Below are 17969 nucleotides of genomic sequence, written 5' to 3'. Positions count from 1 at the left end.
TCCTGCGCATAATTAGGGGTCACTGTCGCTTGCGCGGCGGTGACCCTTATGTTTATTTCACGTCAACATGCGACATTTTCATCTCCGTGTGGTCTAACCGACGTACTTAACTCACCATATTTTTTCGGCGGCCCTCCCGTGGGCCGCTGTTGTAACCAGGATTGTTCATCAGGGGTTCACATGCAGGGCACAAAAATTCGACTCTTAACCGGTGGTTTGCTGATGATGGCGACGGTCGGTTATGTGCAGGCAGAAGCGCTCCAGCCGGACCCGGCCTGGCAACAGGGGACACTGGCGAATGGGTTTCAGTGGCAGGTTTTAGCCACCCCGCAGCGTCCCAGCGATCGTATCGAAGTTCGCCTGTCCGTGAATATTGGCTCGCTGAGCGAAAGCACTCAGCAGAGCGGCTTTAGCCACTTTATCCCGCGCCTCGCGCTGACGCAAAACGGTGGCCTCCCGACCATGCAGGCCCGTTCGCTATGGCAGCAGAGTATTGACCCGAAGCGTCCTCTGCCGCCCGCCATCGTCTCTTATGACTACAGTTTGTTTAACCTGAGCATACCGAATAACCGTAACGACCTGCTGAAAGAGGCGCTGAGCTGGCTGGCCAGCGCCAGCGGTAAAATGTCGATCTCCCCGGAAACCGTCAACCACGCGCTGCAGGGCGAAGACATGGTGGCGACCTGGCCTGCGGATACCAAAGAAGGCTGGTGGCGCTATCGGCTGAAAGGCTCCACCATGCTGGGGCACGATCCGGCGGCGCCGCTGAAGCAGCCGGTGGATATTGCTCAGCTAAAAGAGTATTACCACAAGTGGTACACCCCGGATGCCATGACCCTGATTGTGGTCGGCAACGTGGATAGCCGCAGCGTCGCGGAACAAATCAACAAAACTTTCGGCGGCCTGAAGGGCAAGCGCGAAACGCCGGTGGCGGTTCCTACGCTGTCGCCGCTGCCGACGACGCCGGTCAGCATCATGACCGATGCGGTGCGCCAGGATAAGCTGTCGCTGATGTGGGATGCGCCGTGGCAGCCGATCCGCGACTCGGTCGCGCTGCAGCGCTACTGGCGCGACGATCTTGCCCGGGAAGCGCTGTTCTGGCACGTACAGCAGAATCTGAGCAAAAGTAATATCAAGGATATCGGCCTTGGCTTTGACTGCCGCGTGCTCTACCAGCGCGCCCAGTGCGCGATCAATATCGAATCGCCGGGCGAGCGCCTGAACGCCAACTTAACGACCGTGGCACGCGAGCTGGCGAAAGTCCGCGATCGCGGCCTGCCGCAGGAGGAGTTTGACGCCCTGATCGCGCAGAAAAACCTCGAACTGCAGAAGCTGTTTGCCACCTATGCGCGCACCGATACGTACATCCTGATTAGCCAGCGGATGCGTTCGTTGCAAAATCAGGTGGTGGATATCGCGCCCGAGCAGTATCAGAAACTGCGTCAGGAGTTTCTCAATTCGCTGACGGTCGACATGCTGAATCAGTACCTGCGTCAGCAGCTGTCGCAGGATATGGCGCTGGTGTTGCAGCAGCCGCAGGGCGAGCCGGAATACAACATGAAGGAACTGCAGGCGACGTGGGAAAAGCTGATGGTGCCCGCGCCAGCGGCCGCAGCGGCGTCGAGCGCCGCCGGTGATGTTGTGGAAGGGCGTAACGAAGCGACGGATATCCCGCCAGCACAGTAAAGCAAAACCGGATAGCGTGGCTATCCGGTGAGGTTTATGGCTAATCTGTTTTACGTATTGCTGGGTTGGCCCGGAGATTTTCCCGGAGGCGGCGCTTCGGGCTACCGGCCCGCAGACGGCGGTAAACCCGTAGCCCGGCTAAGCGCAGCGCCAGCCGGGGTTCTCGCAGGCGGGCGTCACGCAATCGAAAATTACTGCGGCATCGCCTCGCGCGGGATAATCGCGCCGCGATACTGGATCACCGTGCTGGCGGTCAGGTGTCCGCGTTTTGCCGCAGATTCGGCGTCGCCGCCGGTCAGGCGTACGGCCAGGTAGCCGGCGCTGAACGAATCGCCCGCCGCCGTGGTATCAACCACTTTCTCTTTCGGCAGCTTAACGGCCGGGACTTCCCGCAGCGGCTGGCCGGCAATCGCCACCAGGCAGGAGTCTGCGCCGCGCTTAACCACCACTTCTTCAACGCCGGCGGCGTGGGTGCGGGCAATCACTTCTGCAACCGGCTTCTCGCCCCACAGCGCGTCTTCGTCATCGAGGGTCAGGAACGCGATGTCGGTGCAGGCCAGCATCTGCTGATAAACCCGCTGCGTCTCCTCTTTGCTGCTCCACAGGCGCGGACGATAGTTATTATCAAAGATAACCTTGCCGCCGTTTGCCCGGCATTCCCGCAGCAGGGTCAGCAGCTTCTCGCGGCTGGTCGGGCTGAGGATCGCCAGGCTGATCCCGCTAAGATACAGATAATCAAAGGTCGCCAGCTCTTCGCAGATGGCCGCAGACTGCTCGCTCTCCAGCCAGAACTTCGCCGCGGCTTCGTTGCGCCAGTAGTAAAAGGTGCGCTCGCCGGTATCGTCGGTTTCGATGTAGTAGAGGCCCGGTAAACGGTCGGCCATGCGCTGAATCAGGTCAGTCTGAACGTTCTCGCGCTGCCAGGATTCGAGCATCTGCTGGCTGAAGGTGTCCGTGCCCAGGGCGGTAACGTAGTGCACGCCCAGCGCGCTGGCGTCGGTCTGGCGAGCGATGTAGACGGAAGTGTTTAAGGTGTCGCCGCCAAAGCCGCGATTAACCGCTGCGCCTTTCTCTGACAGCTCAATCATGCATTCGCCAATGACGGCAATTTTCTTCGACATAGTGATGACCTGAAATTAAATCAATATTAACCCTAGTGTGCGCTGGGGCGCTTTGATGGTCAATGATATTAAAACAACGTTCCATTATTTTTTTGACCTGACGCGGATTATGTGACGAAAACCTCATTCGGCGGAGCAAATGGCGTTTCTCAACTATATTCAGGAGTGACGAGACGCAAAAGGAGTGCAGAAGGGATGAGCAGAACCCGAAAAACCGTGGCTATTATCCTGGGAACGATTGTCGTACTGATCGTTCTGTTTTTTATCGTGCTGGCGACCTTTGACTGGAACCGCCTGAAGCCGACGATCAACCAGAAAGTCTCTGCCGAGCTGAACCGCCCGTTCGCGATTCGCGGCGATCTGGGCGTCGTCTGGGAACGCCAGCCCGGCGAGAGCGGCTGGCGAAGCTGGATCCCCTGGCCGCACGTTCATGCCGAAGATATCGTCCTTGGCAACCCCCCTGATATCCCGCAGGTCACAATGGTCCACCTGCCGCGCGTTGAGGCGACTCTCGCCCCGCTGGCGCTGCTCAGCAAAACGGTCTATCTGCCGTGGATTAAGCTTGAACAGCCCGACGCGCGGCTGATCCGACTGTCGGAGAAGACCAACAACTGGACTTTCGACCTGGCTTCGGCGGGGTCGTCGGAGAAAGATGCGGCGCCTTCCAGCTGGTCTTTCCGCCTCGACAATATTCTTTTCGATCGCGGCAAGATTGCCGTTGATGACAAAGTGTCGCGCGCTGACGTGACGATCGTGGTTGATCCGCTCGGTAAGCCGCTGGCGTTCAGTGAAGTGACCGGCGAGAAGGGGAAAGGGCAGCCGCAGAAAGTGGGCGATTACGTCTTCGGCCTGCAGGCGAAAGGGAGCTACAACGGACAGCCGCTCTCCGGTAGCGGCAAAATCGGCGGCATGCTGGCGCTGCGCAGCGAAGGGACGCCGTTCCCCCTGCAGGGGGATTTTCGTTCCGGCAATACCCGGGTCGCGTTTACCGGCACGGTCAGCGATCCGCTTAACCTCGGCGGCGTCGATCTGCGGCTGAAGTTTTCCGGGGACTCGCTGGGCGATCTCTATGACCTGACCGGCGTGCTGCTGCCGGATACGCCGGCCTTTTCGACCGACGGGCATTTGCGGGCCACCTTCAAGGAGAAAAACGGTTCACGCTTCGCCTATCAGGATTTTAATGGTCGCATCGGCGAGAGCGATATCCACGGCTCGCTGACCTACACCACCGGTAAACCCCGGCCTAAGCTGGAGGGCGACCTTGAGTCCAGACAGCTAAGGCTGGCGGATCTGGGGCCGCTGATTGGCGTCGACTCCGGCGGTAAAGGCAGCCAGACCGAACGGCGCAAAGGCGAAGCCTCCCCGCAGCCGGCCGGAAAAGTGTTGCCGTATGACCGCTTTGAAACCGATAAGTGGCAGGTGATGGATGCCGATGTGCGCTTTAAAGGACGCCGTATTGAGCACGGCGGCACGCTCCCCATCAGCGACCTCTCCACCCACGTGATCCTCGAACGGGGCGACCTGCGCCTGCAGCCGCTGCGTCTGGGGCTGGCCAACGGCACGATTGCCGGCAGCATTCATCTTGAAGGGGATAAAAAACCGCTGCAGGGGACGGCGAACCTGCAGGCGCGCCGCCTGAAGCTGAAAGCGCTGATGCCAAACGTGGAGATGATGCAGAAAACCCTCGGCGAAATGAACGGCGATGTGCAGCTTCGCGGTACCGGCAACTCCGTCGCCGCGCTGCTGGGCAACAGTAACGGTAACCTGAAGCTGCTGATGAACGACGGTTTAATTAGCCGCAACCTGATGGAGATCCTCGGCCTGAACGTCGGTAACTTTATCATCGGGCAGATCTTTGGCGATGATGAGGTGCGGGTGAACTGCGCGGCGGCCAATATCGACGTGGTCAACGGCGTCGCCCGGCCGCAGGTGTTTGCCTTTGATACGGAAAATGCGTTGATCAACGTCACCGGTACCGCCAGCTTTGCCTCAGAGCAGCTGGACCTCACTATCGATCCGGAAAGCAAAGGCTTTCGCATTATCACCCTGCGTTCACCGCTCTACGTGCGCGGCACCTTTAAGTCGCCGAATGCGGGCGTGAAGGTGGGGCCGCTGATTGCCCGCGGCGCGGTAGCGGCAGCGCTGGCGACCCTGGAGACGCCGGCCGCCGCGCTGCTGGCGCTGATCTCACCCGCCGAAGGCGAGGCGAACCAGTGTCGGGCAATCCTGTCGCAGATGAAAAAATAGTCGGCAAGGAGACGCCCCTCGCCGGATGGCCAGGGGCGTGGAGGGAGAGTTACAGCGATTGATGACGCGTTTCGTGAGTCAGCAGCAGCGCGATCATCGTCAGCGCCGCCATGGCGGCCAGATAGAGCCCTACCGCAGGCAGACCGTAGTTGCCCTGCAGCCAGGCGGCGATATACGGCGCCACGGACGCCCCGAGGATCGACGAGACGTTATAGGAGAACGATGCGCCGGTATAGCGAACTTCCGTCGGGAACAGCTCCGGCAGCAGCGCGCCCATGGGGCCAAAGGTCAGCCCCATCAGGCTCAGGCCAATCAGCAGGAAGGCAAAGACCAGCAGCGGGTTGCCGGAGCCGAGCAGCGGTTTAAAGGCAAACAGCGCGAAGAGGATGATCAGGGTCGTAATCACGACCATGCTCTTACGACGGCCGAATGCATCCGCCAGCAGGCCCGCCACCGGTACCATCACGCCAAAACCGATAACCGCCATCATCAGCATCCACAGCACTTCGTTACGCGGCAAGCCGAGGCCAATCGGCGCGGCGGCGGTGCTGAAGGTCATGGAGTAGACGGTCATGATGTAAAACAGCGTATAGGTCGCCAGCATGATAAAGGTGCCGAGAACGGTGACGCGCACGTGTTTGGTCAGCAGCGTGCCCAGCGGGATTTTGACCTGTTTTTTCGCGGCGGCTACCTTAGCGAACACCGGCGACTCGTGCAGCGAAACGCGGACGTACAGGCCGATAATGACCAGCACGGCGGAGAAGATAAACGGCATACGCCAGCCCCATTCCATAAACTGCTGGTCGGTCAGCAGCCAGGAGAGCAGCAGGAAGGTGCCGTTCGCGAAGAAGAAGCCGATAGGCGCGCCCAGCTGTGGGAATGAGCCATACAGCGCGCGCTTGCGCGGCGGGGCGTTTTCCGTCGCCAGCAGCGCCGCGCCGCCCCATTCGCCGCCAAGGCCGAGCCCCTGACCAAAGCGCGCCAGCGCCAGCAGCACCGGTGCCATAATGCCAATGGTTTCATAGCCGGGCAGCAGGCCGATAACCACGGTGGAGATCCCCATCGTCAGCAGCGAGGCGACGAGGGTCGCTTTACGGCCTACGCGGTCGCCGAAGTGGCCAAAGACCGCTGAACCGATAGGGCGCGCAATAAAGGCGATAGCGAAGGTCGCCAGCGATTGTAGCGTCGCGGCGGCGGGATCGCCCTGCGGGAAGAAAATGTGCGGGAATACGATAACCGCCGCGGTGGCATAGATGTAGAAGTCGAAGAACTCGATGGCGGTACCAATGAGTGAGGCGACGACGACTTTATTGCGTGAGTTAACCGGAACGGTGTCCTGCGCGTTGTCGAGTGTTGTGGCTGTGGCTTGCATAGATCTTTCTTATTTTTTGCGAACGAAAGGCCATATAGCCACAGCCTTGGGGACATTTCAATCTGTAACAAGGGGCGGGGGAGGCGAAAAAAGAAGCAAAAAGTGAATAATTTCTGTGCCAGAAAAATAACTTCTATGAAATGCTTCACAAAATTCAAATAATGGTCGATAAAACCAGGTTTAGGTTAAATAAAAGTTACATGTTGGATTTATATGCTGAAATGCCAGGTTGGGCTGAATTTTGCGTCTTTTATTCAGCCCAGCGATGGTTTAGTCGTGGGCTTTGCCCGGCATCCGGCGGTCGTCTTTATATTCGGCGGTGGCAATCCATGCGGCGCAGAACAGCGTCAGGCGGGCAAAAAAATAGAAGAAGGCCATTATCCCCAACACCGAACCGAATGCCGCCCCGGATGGGGATTTCACCAGCGCCGGTAGCGTCCAGGTCATAATGATTTTGATTATCTCAAAGCCGACGGCCGCAATCAGGGTGCCGCGAATCAGCGCCTTACGGCGAGGGCGGTGGCGCGGGAGTCGCCAGAAAATCCAGAAAAACAGCAGATAGTTGGCGAAGATGGAAATCGCGAGGCCAATCAGCCGCCACGCCGGTTTCAGCCACTCGATATAATCAAGATAAAGCGCCGAGATAATCATCTGCTGGGCCGAGCCGGCGATAGAGGTGATCGACAAGGTAATGACCAGCGCAACCAGCAGGCCGATCAGCGAGATAAAGTCGCGGAAATACTTAACCCAAATTTTCTCCTGATCCTGCGGCGTGCGTTCCCAGACGTCGCGCGACTGGGCGCGGATGGCCTCACGCAGGTTGCCCATCCAGTTAATGCCGGAGTAGAGCGCCACCAGCAGACCCACGATACCGACGGCGGTACGCTGCTGTACGGCGGTATTGATGGTATTTTTCAGCGTTGCCGCCAGCGTCGGGTCGCTAACGTTAAGCAGGATTTTATCGAAGATGTCCTGTAGCAGCGTGGGATGCGAGGCGAGAACAAAACCGGCGGCCGCAAAAGAGACCATCAGGATTGGGATCATCGATAAAAACGAGAAGTAGGTGATTGCCGCGCCAAACTGATTACCCAGCCTGTCGTTAAAGCGCTCCGCGGCGCGGATGATATGGGCGACCATATGGTTACGCTGAACTTTTTCCGCCGTTCCGGTGACGCTTTTCAGCGCCTGGTTGGCTTTTTTCGCCACGGTAGAGTCGTTTATCGCAGCCATCGCGCTTTTGTTTTTATCCGGCTGCTGGCCCGGATCCTCGGTTGGGCGTTGAGCGTCGTTTTCCGGCGTCATAAATTATTTCTTCCTTTTTTACAGCGATATTCTTCAAAAATTATATACGTAAAATCACGGATGGGGCGTATCGGGGGGGAGCGGGCATCGGAATCTGCGAATCACTGAAGCGCGTTCTTGTGTTATTCCCCGGCAGCGCTGCGTTTGCATGGCCCTGGGCGAAATTAATAATATAATGATATTATTGGTTTTTTTACGCCGTGTAAGGCGTCAGCCGGCACCCGGCAGGGAATATCGGCACGCTCTCAAATACAGATTTTTCATCATTCGGCCTAATCAACGTAGTTTTTCATCAAGCCGCCCAGCCACTCCATAAACAGATGTACCCGGCGCGAGAGATTACGCCGGTGCGGATAAATGAGCGACACCGGCAGCGGCTCGGCGCGGTAGTGGGGCAGAATTTCTATCAGCTCCCCGGTGCGCAGCCATTCCCGAACCCCCACCCGCGGCACCTGAATAATGCCCAGCCCCGCCAGGCACGACGCCTGATAGGTCTCGGTGCTGTTCACCGTCAAGACGCCGCCGGTTTTGATCCAGCGGACGGCGCCCTCGCTGACCACTTCGAAGCCCAGCGGGCGCACCCCGAGGCTGCTTGCGTAGTGGATCAGCGCATGATCGGCGAGATCGTCCAGCGATTGCGGATAGCCGAAGCGCGTCAGGTACTGCGGGCTGGCGCAGTTGATTTGCGTTAGCTTGCCCAGCGGCCGCGCGATGAGCCCGGAATCTTTCAGCGTACCGACGCGCACCACGCAGTCAAAGCCCTCGCGAACCACGTCGACTAACCGATCGCTGCTGCTGAGCTCCAGTTCAATGCCGGGATACTGCTGCAGAAATGCCGGCAGCTGTGGAATGACCAGCTTTTTCGCTACGGCGACGGGCATATCAACCCGCAGACGCCCGCTGATGCTGGAGGGGTCGAGCTGAAACATGCCGTCCAGCTCTTCAAGATTGCTGAGCAGGTCTCTGGCGCGTTCGTAATAAACCATACCATCCTGCGTCAGCTGTACCCGGCGGGTTGTGCGATGCAGCAGACGAACCCCAAGGTGGCTCTCCAGCGCCTGAATCTGGCGCGAGACGCTTCCTTTCGGCAGGCCAAGGGTATCGGCGGCGCGGGAAAAACTTTCCAGCTCCGCGACTCTGATGAACAGCTGCATTGCGTGAATTTTATCCATGCCGGCGGCCTATTGTTGTTTTTAATGAAACAGTAAAACGTAATTTGCCATATTTATTGTTTTTATAGCAGCTAATAAGCTCTTCAGCGATGCAAACGCAACCAAGAAGGGGTTTTCTGATGACGCAACGTATCGCTTTAGTCACCGGCGGTAGCCGTGGACTGGGAAAAAACGCCGCATTAAAGCTGGCGGCAAAGGGAACCGATATTATTCTGACCTGGCACAGTAACCCGCAGGCGGCGCTGGACGTGGTGGCTGAAATTGAGCAAACGGGCGTGAAAGCCGCGGCATTACCGCTAAACGTCGGTGATGTTGGCAGTTTCGGCAGTTTTGCTCAGAAGGTAAGAGAAGTGCTTCAGCAGCGCTGGCAGCGGGAGACCTTCGACTATTTATTGAACAATGCCGGAATTGGCCTGAATATTCCCTTTGCTGAAACCAGCGAGGCGCAGTTTGATGAATTAATGAACATCCAGTTTAAGGGGCCGTTTTTCCTTACCCAACGCCTGCTGCCGTTATTGCAGGACGGGGGGCGGATCCTCAACGTTTCCAGCGGACTGGCGCGTTTCGCGCTGCCGGGCTATGCGGCCTACGCCTCAATGAAAGGCGCGATGGAGGTGCTGACGCGCTACCAGGCGAAGGAGCTGGGAGAACGCGGAATTTCGGTCAATATTATTGCGCCCGGCGCGATTGAAACCGATTTTGGCGGCGGTGTGGTCAGGGATAACGCGCAGGTGAATCAGCATATTGCCGCGCAAACGGCGCTCGGAAGAGTGGGGCTGCCGGATGATATTGGCGATGCCATCGCCGCGCTGCTTAGCGATGACCTGCGCTGGATGAACGCCCAGCGCGTAGAAGTCTCCGGTGGGATGTTCTTGTAATCCCGCGCCCCTCCATAGAGTATGGAGGGGCTAACGTATTTCATGCGCTTCTTATTTCGTAACAGACTTTTCTCATTTCGCCATCGCCTGCGTTTCCGGCTTCGTTTAAACTAGAAAATTAGTATTATTTTTATTTTTTCTTGCCCGTTTCATTAAGAATTTCCTTAATTCAAATGTAATAAATATTGTGGATAAGTAATGGGGCCAATAAGCCCTGTAACTATTCATTGTTATGATATTTAGTTTCGCATCCCTATCGGTAAAATGCCCCAGGCCAAACGGCAAGTTGTTATTTATTTTGGCTGATGTTTGCCTTTTCATCGGGCATTTATTTATTGGAGCGAAACCCATGCAGATACTCATGTTTGACAGGCAGTCGATATTTATTCATGGAATGAAAATTGGCCTCCAGCAATACATTCCAGAGATTGATATTTTTGGCACCTGTCAGGCTGAACAGCTCTGGCAGAAGCTGACGGCGCATCCTGACGCGCTGCTCATGCTGGACGGGGATATGCACGGTGAGTTTTGCTGTTGGCTGCTGGAGGAAAAACAGCGTCGCTTTCCGCACGCTCAGGTCCTGCTGATCGTTTCTGACGATAATAAGGGCTGGCTACAGCGCGCGCTGTCTTATAATGTGCGGGCCATCGTGCAGCGCGAGGAAAGTTTGCCCACTTTCGCTCAGACCATCAACCGTCTCCGGCGGGGGCTGCCCTGCTTGCCGGACGATGGATTAATAATGGCGGAGGTGAGCGATAATAAACGAGTTCATTTGAGCCAGCGCCAGCGGGAGATTTTGCAGCTGCTGGCCGCCGGTGACTCTAATAAACAGATTAGCCGGACGTTAAATATCAGCACCGGCACGGTAAAGGCCCATCTTGAGTCGCTGTACCGTCGGCTGGACGTGAAGAATCGTACCCAGGCGGCGATGGTCTTTCATCGCGTCAGCGAAACTTAATCGGCTCTGGTTTTGAATCTTGCGCACTCTTCGCGCCGCTGTTCGCGGCCGCTGCAAATATTTTCCCATGCGCTCAGCGCGTCAGCGAACCGCTGATGGTTAAGATGGGTGAGGACGGTATCAAGCGCCGGAGACGCCGCCCCGCAGCTAAAGGCTAAAGAGACCAGCGCATCATATTGCGCTTGATTAAGCGTGACCCGGAGCCTGCGCTTAAGTTCGCGCTGGCACTGCAGAAGATCGACGATAAGCAGAGTCTCCGCGATCTCGCGCGTGAAGTGAGGGAACGATTCGTAATCATTGAGAACGTGGCCGTAGCCAATCACGCGCAGGCCGCTTTCGTCCCGATAGGGGGCGAGCGCTAACCCCTGCATTCGCTTAATAAACTCCAGCCCGTGCAGGCTTAGCGGCGGTATGGTTGGGGACATTTATCGCTTCCTCTGTTGTCGGCCTGCAGTGTAGAGGAAAAGCGCGTCGCGCCCTATTCGCCAGATGGCCCAGGCTGGTGGTAATCGCGGCGCAGCAGGCCAAACAGCCAATCGTTGTGCCAGCGACCGTTGAGCCAGTAGCAGTCGCGCAGCTCGCCCTCCTGGTGAAAACCGACCTTTTGCAGCAGATTTTTTGACGCCAGATTGCCCGCGGTGACGGTTGCCGTCAGTCGCCGGATGCCGCCGGCGGAGAAAGCGTAATCGCACAGTGCGCGCAGAGACTCATAGCCGTAACCTTTGCCCTGCGCCCGGGGAGCGAACAGAAAGCCCGCTTCAGCGCTATCGGCAGCGTGGTGCTGATAGCCGGTGAGGCCCAGGGGAGCGTGGGTGTAGCGGTCGCGCACTACCAGGCACAGCCAGTGGGCCGCGCCCGGCGACCACGCGGGAAGCCGGGCATCAAAAGCGTCGCGAATGTCCGCTACCGGGCGGGGATCCGCGACGTAAAGCATCACCTGGGGGTCTTGCTGTAAGCTGAGAAAAAAGGGCCAGTCGTCAAGCTGCAGCGGCGAGCAGCGCAGACGTGGGGTAACCAGTTCAGGCATAGCTGGGCTTCCGGCGAAAGTCGATGCCATGAACATAGCAGGACATCGACCGCGGGAATAGTCCGCTTTTACAACGGTTCGCCGTACAGGCCGATAAGCCGGCGCACCACGCCATTCGTCCAGCCAAAGCCATCCTGGAGCGGATATTCACCGCCTCCGCCTTCATGGGGCGTGGCGCTGGCGATATGGTACTTTTCAATCAGCTTATAGTGCTGTTTATAGAAATGATTCACCGTTTGCAGCCAGCTTTGGGCTATCTCATCGCCCAGCGGATCCTGGCCGTACATTTTAAAACCCTGTACCGCCATCCACTGCAGCGGCGCCCAGCCGTTGGGCTTATCCCACTGCTCACCGCTTTGATATTCCGTCGCCATAATACCGCCGGGGGTGAGCAGGCGGGCGCGTACCGCGTCGGCGAGCCTGTCGGCCTGTTCATGGGTCGCCATGCCGACGTACAGCGCGACGAGGCTGGCGGCGGAAAACAGCGCCAGCTGCTCGCGGCGCCAGTCGTAATCGCGGAAACAGCCGCTTTCGTCATCCCACAGATAGCGGGTTACCGCCGCCCTGCGCTCGCTGGCCTTCTGGCGAAAAGCGGCCTCTGTTTCCCGGTCGCCCTTCAGGCCGGAGAGGTTGGCGATGGTGTTCTCCAGCTTGAACAGGAAGGCGTTCAAATCAATGGGAATAAACTGGGTGGTACGGATGCTCGCCAGCCGGGTGATATCCCGCAGCCAGCGGCTGGAGTAATCCCAGCCGGACTCCGCCCCGGCGCGCAGGTCGCGATAGACCTCGTTCGGCGGGCGCCCGGAGTGCTTCGCCGTTTCGACATCTTCCCGCCATGACTCATCGCGCGGCGTATCGCGATCGTCCCAGTAGCGGTTCAGCAGCGAGCCGTCCGGCATCCGCACCACGTGACGGTAGGCCTGATTGGGGATCAGCGATTCCGCGCCGTCCATCCAGAAGCTGTACTCCATCCGCAGATGGTCAAGGTATCGTTTGGCGCCGCGAACCCCATCCTCTTCAAACAGTTCGACCATCAGGGCAAACACCGGCGGCTGCGAGCGGCTGAGATAGTAGGTGCGGTTGCCGTTAGGAATATGGCCGTAGATTTCAATCATCCACGCGAAGTTGTCGGCCATGCATTTCAGCAGGTCTTCGCGGCCGCTTTCCGCCAGCCCCAGCATGGTGAAGTAGGAATCCCAGTAGTAGGTTTCGCTAAACCGCCCGCCAGGCACAATATAAGACTGCGGCAGCGCCAGCAGCGACGACCAGGGAATATGATCCTGCGGCTCGCGGGTCAGGACGGGCCACAGATTATCAATATGCTCCTTTAACGATCGAGTGGGATCGGAGACGTAATCCTCGGCGCGGTTTTCCGGCAGCCAGAAGTGGTCTTCAACAAACTGGCGGAGATCGAATCCGGGGGTGCGCCGGACGCGACGGTAGTGAATCAAAATATCCAGCGGGTCCTGCTTCGGCGCGCAGTCGGGGAAGGTTTTGCTATCGGCGAAAATTCGCGACTTCTGGACGTGAGCGAACAGTTCCAGATAGCGATCGGCAGGGGTCAGGGCATCCGAGGCGGGCAGCCCTTCGATGATCTCCGGTTCGGGTTCGGCGTCGAACATTTCATCCAGCTTTAACTCATACGGATCGGCTTCGTAGCACGGATCGATTTCGATCCTGAGCTCATCGTCATCAACGTTGCGTAATTTCTGGCTGAACATAGTGGTACGGACCTCCGGATTGCGTCAGTAGAGGATGCCGGGCGCGCCCGACCTGTCTATTAAGCTTAGACATTCGCAGCGGGAAACGAAAAGAGAAGTGTGCGGTAGATCACGCTTTGTTCTAAACCGTCTGCCCGGGGTTTCTGCTTTAACTCGTTGACCTGGCGCATTAAAACCGTTTTAACCGCTTCGTATTGCGCCGAAAAATTCGGAGATTTCGTTTTGCAACAAAATCTAAATTTCCAGGCGCTTTAGCGATTAAGCCATTACTCCCACGCGGCCTCCAGCATTTCCAGCAGCTGCTCGCTGGTCAGCATAACCGGGTTAGCCTTCATGGAGGATGAGCTGCTGGCGGCGAGGGCCGCGGGTTCCAGCGCTTCGCGGGGGACGCCGAGCTCGCGCAGATTGCCCAGACCGGATCGCTGGCTCCACTCGCGCAGGCTCTCCCAGGCGCTGTTCGGATCGGCGTCCAGTCCGGCGGCCAGCCACTGGCGTACGTCGGCAAAACGCTGGCGGAGGCGTTCGTCGCTAATTTGCGTTTCATTGAGCGCCAGGCCGAAGGGAAGCAGGCTGCCGCAAAGCGCACCGTGGGGGGCGTTGCTCAGACCGCCTAATGGGCCCGCAAGACCGTGAATGACGCCGAGACCGGCGTTGGCTAACGCCAGCCCACCGCACAGGCTGACCCATGCCATCTCATCGCGGCTATCCGGACACTCTTTGGCCATCAGCGTTCTGAGCGCTTTGATGCCGCGCGGGATCGCCTCCCGGCAGAGAGCGTCGGTAAAAGGATTCGCCCGGGCGCACAGCCAGGGCTCAATCACCTGGGTGAGGGCATCCAGGCCGGAAGCGAGGGTCACCGCGCGCGGGGTGTTGTCGGTGAGCGATGGGTCGACAATCGCCAGGTCCGGCAGCATGCGGTCGTCGCGCAGGCTGACCTTGCGCTGCTGCTCGGGGACGTTGATCACCGCGTTCTTTGTGACTTCCGCCCCGGTACCGGCCGTGGTGGGGATGGCGACGAACGGCAGCGGATTGGCTTCTAACAGGCGCCCGGTACCCACCACTTCCAGATACTCGATCGCGGGCCCCTGCGCGGGAACCAGCGCCGCAATCGCTTTGCCGGCATCTATCACCGCGCCGCCGCCGAGGCTGACCACCGCGCCGACGCCTTTTTCCCGCGCCAGACGAACGCCCCGTTCAATATCCTGCAGGTCGGGTTCATGGGCGACAGACAGCGTGGTGACGTTCAGCTGGTGAGCGTGGAGTTCGCTTAATAAGAACGCCGCGCGCTGCAGGCTGGCGCCGTGAATCAGCAGTATCTGTGCGGAGCGGGCGGCGAGCCAGGGGGCGGCGCTGCGAGCAAGGCCGCGTCCAAAGCGGATATTGCCCGGTGTTAAAACGTTAAAAGAGGTCAACATGTCGGGTAACCTGTCCTGGAGAAAAATCGTGCAATCCACTATACACATTATCCGGCTGTACATGCGCCGCCGATGCAGTATTGTGAAACAAACATCTCTTTTGATTGAGGAATTGCTGACAATGCTAAAAATACTGGGCAAACGCTCATCAATTAACGTGCGCAAAGTGCTGTGGACCTGCGAAGAAGCGGGGCTTGAATATCAGCAGGAGGATTACGGCAGCGGGTTTCAGTCGATTGAGACCCCGGAGTTTCGCGCCCTTAATCCGAACAGCCTGGTGCCCGTGCTGCGGGATGACGACTTTGTGTTATGGGAGTCGAACAGCATCTGCCGCTATCTGGCGCGCAAAGCCGGGCGGGAAGACCTGCTCCCCACGGCGCCGCGGGCTGCCGCCGAGGTTGAGCACTGGATGGACTGGCAGGCAACGGAATTTAATACTGCCTGGCGCTATGCCTTTATGGGACTGGTACGCAAGGACCCGCGTTTTCAGGATCCGACGGCTATCAAAGAGAGCATTGCCGCCTGGACCCGCTGCGTGCAGATCGTCAATACGCAGCTGCAGCAAACCGGGGCATGGGTCGCCGGTAGAGAGTTTACGCTGGCGGATATTGTCCTTGGCCTGTCGGTGCATCGCTGGAAAATGACGCCGTTCGCCCATCCTGAAATGGCGGAAGTGGAGCGCTGGTATATGGCGCTGAATCAGCGGCCGGCGTTTAAGCGTCACGGGAATAACGGCGTGGCGTAGAGGAAAAAAAAGAAGCTCCGGAGAGCTTCTTTTTCAGGCATGGTGTGCGTCTTACCGCATCGTCACAAACTCTTCCGCGGCGGTTGGGTGGATCGCCACGGTATTGTCGAAGTCTTTCTTGGTTGCGCCCATCTTCAGCGCCACCGCGAAGCCCTGCAGCATCTCGTCCATCCCGAAGCCGATACCGTGAATACCGACAATCTTCTCTTCCGGGCCGACGCAGACCAGCTTCATGCGGCACGGCTGGCGGTGTGAGGTCACGGCGGTATACATGGCGGTGAAAGAGGATTTATACACTTTCACCGCTTCATCGCCGTACTGCTCGCGCGCCTGCGGCTCGGTTAAGCCGACGGTGCCGATAGGCGGATGGCTGAACACCACGGTCGGGATATTGCTGTAGTCCAGATGTTCGTCCGGCTTGTTGTTAAACAGGCGCTCGGAGAGACGACGGCCTGCGGCAACGGCGACCGGGGTCAGCTCGACGGCGCCGGTATTATCGCCGACGGCGTAAATACCCGGAACGTTGGTGTTCTGGAATTTATCGACGACGATATAGCCTTTATCGTTGGTTTCCACTCCGGTCGCGGCGAGGTTGAAGTTATCGGTTGCCGGTTCGCGACCGATCGCCCAAATCAGGCAGTCCACGGTCTGGCTGCGGCCATCTTCCAGTTCCAGGGTCAGGCTGCCGTCGGCGTTCTTCACTACCGCTTTCGGAATGGCATGGGTATGCAGCTGCGGGCCTTCGGCGTTCATCACCTCAACCAGCGTTTCCACGATCAGCGGATCGAAGCTACGCAGCGGCGCATGTTTACGCACGAACAGGTGCGTCTCCGCGCCCAGGCCGTTAATCACGCCCGCCAGCTCAACGGCGATATAGCCCGCGCCGACAACCGCAACGCGTTTCGGCAGCGCCGGCAGTTCGAAGAAACCATCGGAATCAATGCCGTATTCGACGCCGGGGATATTCGGATGGCTCGGGCGGCCGCCGGTGGCGATCAGAATATGATCGGCGGTTATCGTCTCGCCGTTAACTTCGATGGTTTTCGCATCGACAAAACGGGCGAAGCCTTTAATCACATCGACCTTATTTTTGCCCAGCACGTTATCGTAGGAGGTGTGGATACGATCGATATAGGCGCTACGGCTGGCGACCAGTTTGTCCCAGTCGAAGTGATTGATAGTGGTATCAAAACCGTAATCCGGACCATACAGATGGATGGCTTCACGGATCTGCGCCGCATGCCACATGACTTTTTTCGGCACGCAGCCGACGTTCACGCAGGTACCGCCCAGGTCTTTGGCTTCAATCAGCGCGCACTTCTGGCCGTACATAGCGGCACGGTTAATGGAGGCGATACCGCCGCTGCCGCCGCCAATGGCGATATAGTCATAATGCTTGCTCATGAGTCTTATCCTTAATGTCTGATTGGCGAGATTGTATACCTGAAATCAATAGTTTCCACCGATGACTGCGATTACTCAGGCACGATCCAGCTGACGGTGGTATGGCCGATGCCGGTCGGCACCAGCTTTTTATGCAGCCACGGCAGAACGTTGTTCATCTGCTGCTCCAGCTTCCACGGCGGGTTGATGACGATCATCCCGGAGGCGGTCATCCCGCGCTGGTCGCTGTCCGGACGCACCGCCAGCTCGATTTGCAGAATTTTGCGAATGCCGGTGGCCTCTAACTCTTTGATCATGCGCTTAATCTGCGCCCGTAACACCACCGGATACCACAGCGCGTAGGTGCCGGTAGCAAAGCGTTTGTAGCCTTCATGAATACCGGTCACGACCGCCTGGTAGTCGCTTTTGATTTCGTAAGGCGGGTCGATCAGCACCAGTCCACGACGAGAAACCGGCGGCAGCTTCGACTTCAGCTGCTGATAGCCATCGGTTTTTTCAACCCGGGCGCGGTCGTCTTTCTGAAACTCGGCGCGCAGCAGCGGAAAATCGCTGGGATGCAGTTCGGTCATCTGCAGGCTGTCCTGCTCGCGCAGCAGCTGGCGGGCAATCAACGGCGAGCCGGGGTAGTAGCGCAGCTGGCCGCTACGGTTGAAGTGCTGAACGACGGAGATATACGGCTCCAGCTCGGCGGGCAGGTCATCCTGCTGCCAGATGCGGGCGATGCCTTCGAGATATTCACCGGTACGCTCGGCGTGTTCGCTGCTCAGCTGATAGCGGCCTGCGCCGGCGTGGGTGTCCAGATAGAGAAACGGTTTTTCTTTCTCTTTGAGCGATTCAATGATCAGGCTCTGAACGGTGTGTTTAAGAACGTCGGCGTGGTTGCCTGCGTGAAAGCTATGACGATAACTGAGCATGGATACG

15 protein-coding genes are annotated in these 17969 nt (G+C 58.2%); 5 read left to right on the top strand and 10 right to left on the bottom strand.

Annotated features, from left to right (window positions below; genetic code table 11):
• The first annotated feature begins 180 nt into the window (after positions 1 to 180).
• Positions 181 to 1686 carry a M16 family metallopeptidase gene (locus CDA56_RS28595; protein ID WP_049071605.1) on the top strand — a complete coding sequence of 502 codons (1506 nt, stop codon included), beginning with the start codon at positions 181 to 183 and terminating at the stop codon, positions 1684 to 1686.
• Positions 1687 to 1877: 191 nt separating this feature from the next.
• On the opposite strand, the gene kdgK is transcribed toward CDA56_RS28595, so the two are convergent.
• A complete protein-coding gene (gene kdgK, locus CDA56_RS28590; protein WP_064374778.1) occupies positions 1878 to 2807 on the bottom strand; it encodes a 2-dehydro-3-deoxygluconokinase in 930 nt (309 codons plus the stop codon).
• 195 nt (positions 2808 to 3002) lie between these two features.
• Here kdgK and CDA56_RS28580 point away from each other — a divergent pair, with 195 nt between their 5' ends.
• The gene (locus CDA56_RS28580; RefSeq protein ID WP_103814808.1) at positions 3003 to 5054 is read left to right on the top strand and encodes an AsmA family protein; all 2052 of its coding nucleotides are present in this window, start codon (positions 3003 to 3005) and stop codon (positions 5052 to 5054) included.
• A gap of 49 nt (positions 5055 to 5103) precedes the next feature.
• On the opposite strand, the gene CDA56_RS28575 is transcribed toward CDA56_RS28580, so the two are convergent.
• The 3 genes from CDA56_RS28575 to CDA56_RS28565 all read right to left on the bottom strand — a co-directional run bounded on the left by CDA56_RS28575 (position 5104) and on the right by CDA56_RS28565 (position 8900).
• Complete coding sequence (locus CDA56_RS28575) at positions 5104 to 6426, bottom strand: MFS transporter (RefSeq protein ID WP_004126314.1); 1323 nt, start codon at positions 6424 to 6426, stop codon at positions 5104 to 5106.
• Between the two features lie 270 nt (positions 6427 to 6696).
• Positions 6697 to 7728 (bottom strand): inner membrane protein YhjD, encoded by a 1032-nt coding sequence (gene yhjD, locus CDA56_RS28570; RefSeq protein WP_004134249.1) that lies wholly within the window; start codon positions 7726 to 7728, stop codon positions 6697 to 6699.
• Between the two features lie 272 nt (positions 7729 to 8000).
• Positions 8001 to 8900, bottom strand: a complete 900-nt coding sequence (locus tag CDA56_RS28565) for a LysR family transcriptional regulator (protein ID WP_014227163.1) — start codon at positions 8898 to 8900, stop codon at positions 8001 to 8003.
• A gap of 119 nt (positions 8901 to 9019) precedes the next feature.
• On the opposite strand from CDA56_RS28565, the gene CDA56_RS28560 reads away from it, so the two are divergent.
• Positions 9020 to 9778, top strand: a complete 759-nt coding sequence (locus tag CDA56_RS28560) for an SDR family NAD(P)-dependent oxidoreductase (RefSeq protein ID WP_025106815.1) — start codon at positions 9020 to 9022, stop codon at positions 9776 to 9778.
• Positions 9779 to 10127: 349 nt separating this feature from the next.
• Entirely contained in the window at positions 10128 to 10736 is a 609-nt protein-coding gene (locus CDA56_RS28555) for a response regulator transcription factor (protein ID WP_032751620.1), read from the top strand.
• Here the strand turns inward: CDA56_RS28555 and CDA56_RS28550 are convergent.
• From CDA56_RS28550 to CDA56_RS28535, 4 genes are all read right to left on the bottom strand, one after another.
• Positions 10733 to 11161: a lysozyme gene (locus tag CDA56_RS28550; protein ID WP_048263478.1), complete on the bottom strand. Its 429-nt coding sequence runs from the start codon at positions 11159 to 11161 to the stop codon at positions 10733 to 10735. The two genes, CDA56_RS28555 and CDA56_RS28550, sit on opposite strands and share 4 nt — an antisense overlap.
• A 53-nt stretch (positions 11162 to 11214) precedes the next feature.
• Positions 11215 to 11763 carry a GNAT family N-acetyltransferase gene (locus CDA56_RS28545; RefSeq protein WP_032694202.1) on the bottom strand — a complete coding sequence of 183 codons (549 nt, stop codon included), beginning with the start codon at positions 11761 to 11763 and terminating at the stop codon, positions 11215 to 11217.
• A gap of 68 nt (positions 11764 to 11831) precedes the next feature.
• Complete coding sequence (locus CDA56_RS28540) at positions 11832 to 13484, bottom strand: alpha,alpha-trehalase (protein WP_014227158.1); 1653 nt, start codon at positions 13482 to 13484, stop codon at positions 11832 to 11834.
• 266 nt (positions 13485 to 13750) lie between these two features.
• A complete protein-coding gene (locus CDA56_RS28535; RefSeq protein WP_048263481.1) occupies positions 13751 to 14899 on the bottom strand; it encodes an iron-containing alcohol dehydrogenase in 1149 nt (382 codons plus the stop codon).
• A 121-nt stretch (positions 14900 to 15020) separates the two neighbouring features.
• On the opposite strand from CDA56_RS28535, the gene CDA56_RS28530 reads away from it, so the two are divergent.
• Positions 15021 to 15644: a glutathione S-transferase family protein gene (locus CDA56_RS28530; protein ID WP_025106820.1), complete on the top strand. Its 624-nt coding sequence runs from the start codon at positions 15021 to 15023 to the stop codon at positions 15642 to 15644.
• A 51-nt stretch (positions 15645 to 15695) separates the two neighbouring features.
• Here the strand turns inward: CDA56_RS28530 and gorA are convergent, their stop codons facing one another.
• A complete protein-coding gene (gene gorA / locus CDA56_RS28525; protein WP_032751613.1) occupies positions 15696 to 17048 on the bottom strand; it encodes a glutathione-disulfide reductase in 1353 nt (450 codons plus the stop codon).
• A gap of 71 nt (positions 17049 to 17119) precedes the next feature.
• On the bottom strand, positions 17120 to 17962 hold the full coding sequence (locus CDA56_RS28520) for a 23S rRNA (adenine(2030)-N(6))-methyltransferase RlmJ (RefSeq protein ID WP_009651758.1): 843 nt from the start codon (positions 17960 to 17962) through the stop codon (positions 17120 to 17122).
• Between the last annotated feature and the right edge of the window lie 7 nt (positions 17963 to 17969).

It is taken from the genome of Klebsiella michiganensis, assembly GCF_002925905.1.
Classification (GTDB): Bacteria; Pseudomonadota; Gammaproteobacteria; order Enterobacterales; family Enterobacteriaceae; genus Klebsiella; species Klebsiella michiganensis.
This window is presented reverse-complemented; position numbering and strand designations above follow the sequence as displayed.

What these genes read in the sequence shown, in the direction of transcription:
- CDA56_RS28580 (WP_103814808.1), top strand. Translation starts at nt 3,003, where the DNA reads ATGAGCAGAACCCGAAAAACCGTGGCTATTATCCTGGGAACGATTGTC.
- CDA56_RS28540 (WP_014227158.1), bottom strand. Translation starts at nt 13,484, where the DNA reads ATGTTCAGCCAGAAATTACGCAACGTTGATGACGATGAGCTCAGGATC.
- CDA56_RS28595 (WP_049071605.1), top strand. Translation starts at nt 181, where the DNA reads ATGCAGGGCACAAAAATTCGACTCTTAACCGGTGGTTTGCTGATGATG.
- CDA56_RS28560 (WP_025106815.1), top strand. Translation starts at nt 9,020, where the DNA reads ATGACGCAACGTATCGCTTTAGTCACCGGCGGTAGCCGTGGACTGGGA.
- CDA56_RS28530 (WP_025106820.1), top strand. Translation starts at nt 15,021, where the DNA reads ATGCTAAAAATACTGGGCAAACGCTCATCAATTAACGTGCGCAAAGTG.
- CDA56_RS28565 (WP_014227163.1), bottom strand. Translation starts at nt 8,900, where the DNA reads ATGGATAAAATTCACGCAATGCAGCTGTTCATCAGAGTCGCGGAGCTG.
- CDA56_RS28550 (WP_048263478.1), bottom strand. Translation starts at nt 11,161, where the DNA reads ATGTCCCCAACCATACCGCCGCTAAGCCTGCACGGGCTGGAGTTTATT.
- yhjD (WP_004134249.1), bottom strand. Translation starts at nt 7,728, where the DNA reads ATGACGCCGGAAAACGACGCTCAACGCCCAACCGAGGATCCGGGCCAG.
- CDA56_RS28545 (WP_032694202.1), bottom strand. Translation starts at nt 11,763, where the DNA reads ATGCCTGAACTGGTTACCCCACGTCTGCGCTGCTCGCCGCTGCAGCTT.
- CDA56_RS28520 (WP_009651758.1), bottom strand. Translation starts at nt 17,962, where the DNA reads ATGCTCAGTTATCGTCATAGCTTTCACGCAGGCAACCACGCCGACGTT.
- gorA (WP_032751613.1), bottom strand. Translation starts at nt 17,048, where the DNA reads ATGAGCAAGCATTATGACTATATCGCCATTGGCGGCGGCAGCGGCGGT.
- CDA56_RS28555 (WP_032751620.1), top strand. Translation starts at nt 10,128, where the DNA reads ATGCAGATACTCATGTTTGACAGGCAGTCGATATTTATTCATGGAATG.
- kdgK (WP_064374778.1), bottom strand. Translation starts at nt 2,807, where the DNA reads ATGTCGAAGAAAATTGCCGTCATTGGCGAATGCATGATTGAGCTGTCA.
- CDA56_RS28535 (WP_048263481.1), bottom strand. Translation starts at nt 14,899, where the DNA reads ATGTTGACCTCTTTTAACGTTTTAACACCGGGCAATATCCGCTTTGGA.
- CDA56_RS28575 (WP_004126314.1), bottom strand. Translation starts at nt 6,426, where the DNA reads ATGCAAGCCACAGCCACAACACTCGACAACGCGCAGGACACCGTTCCG.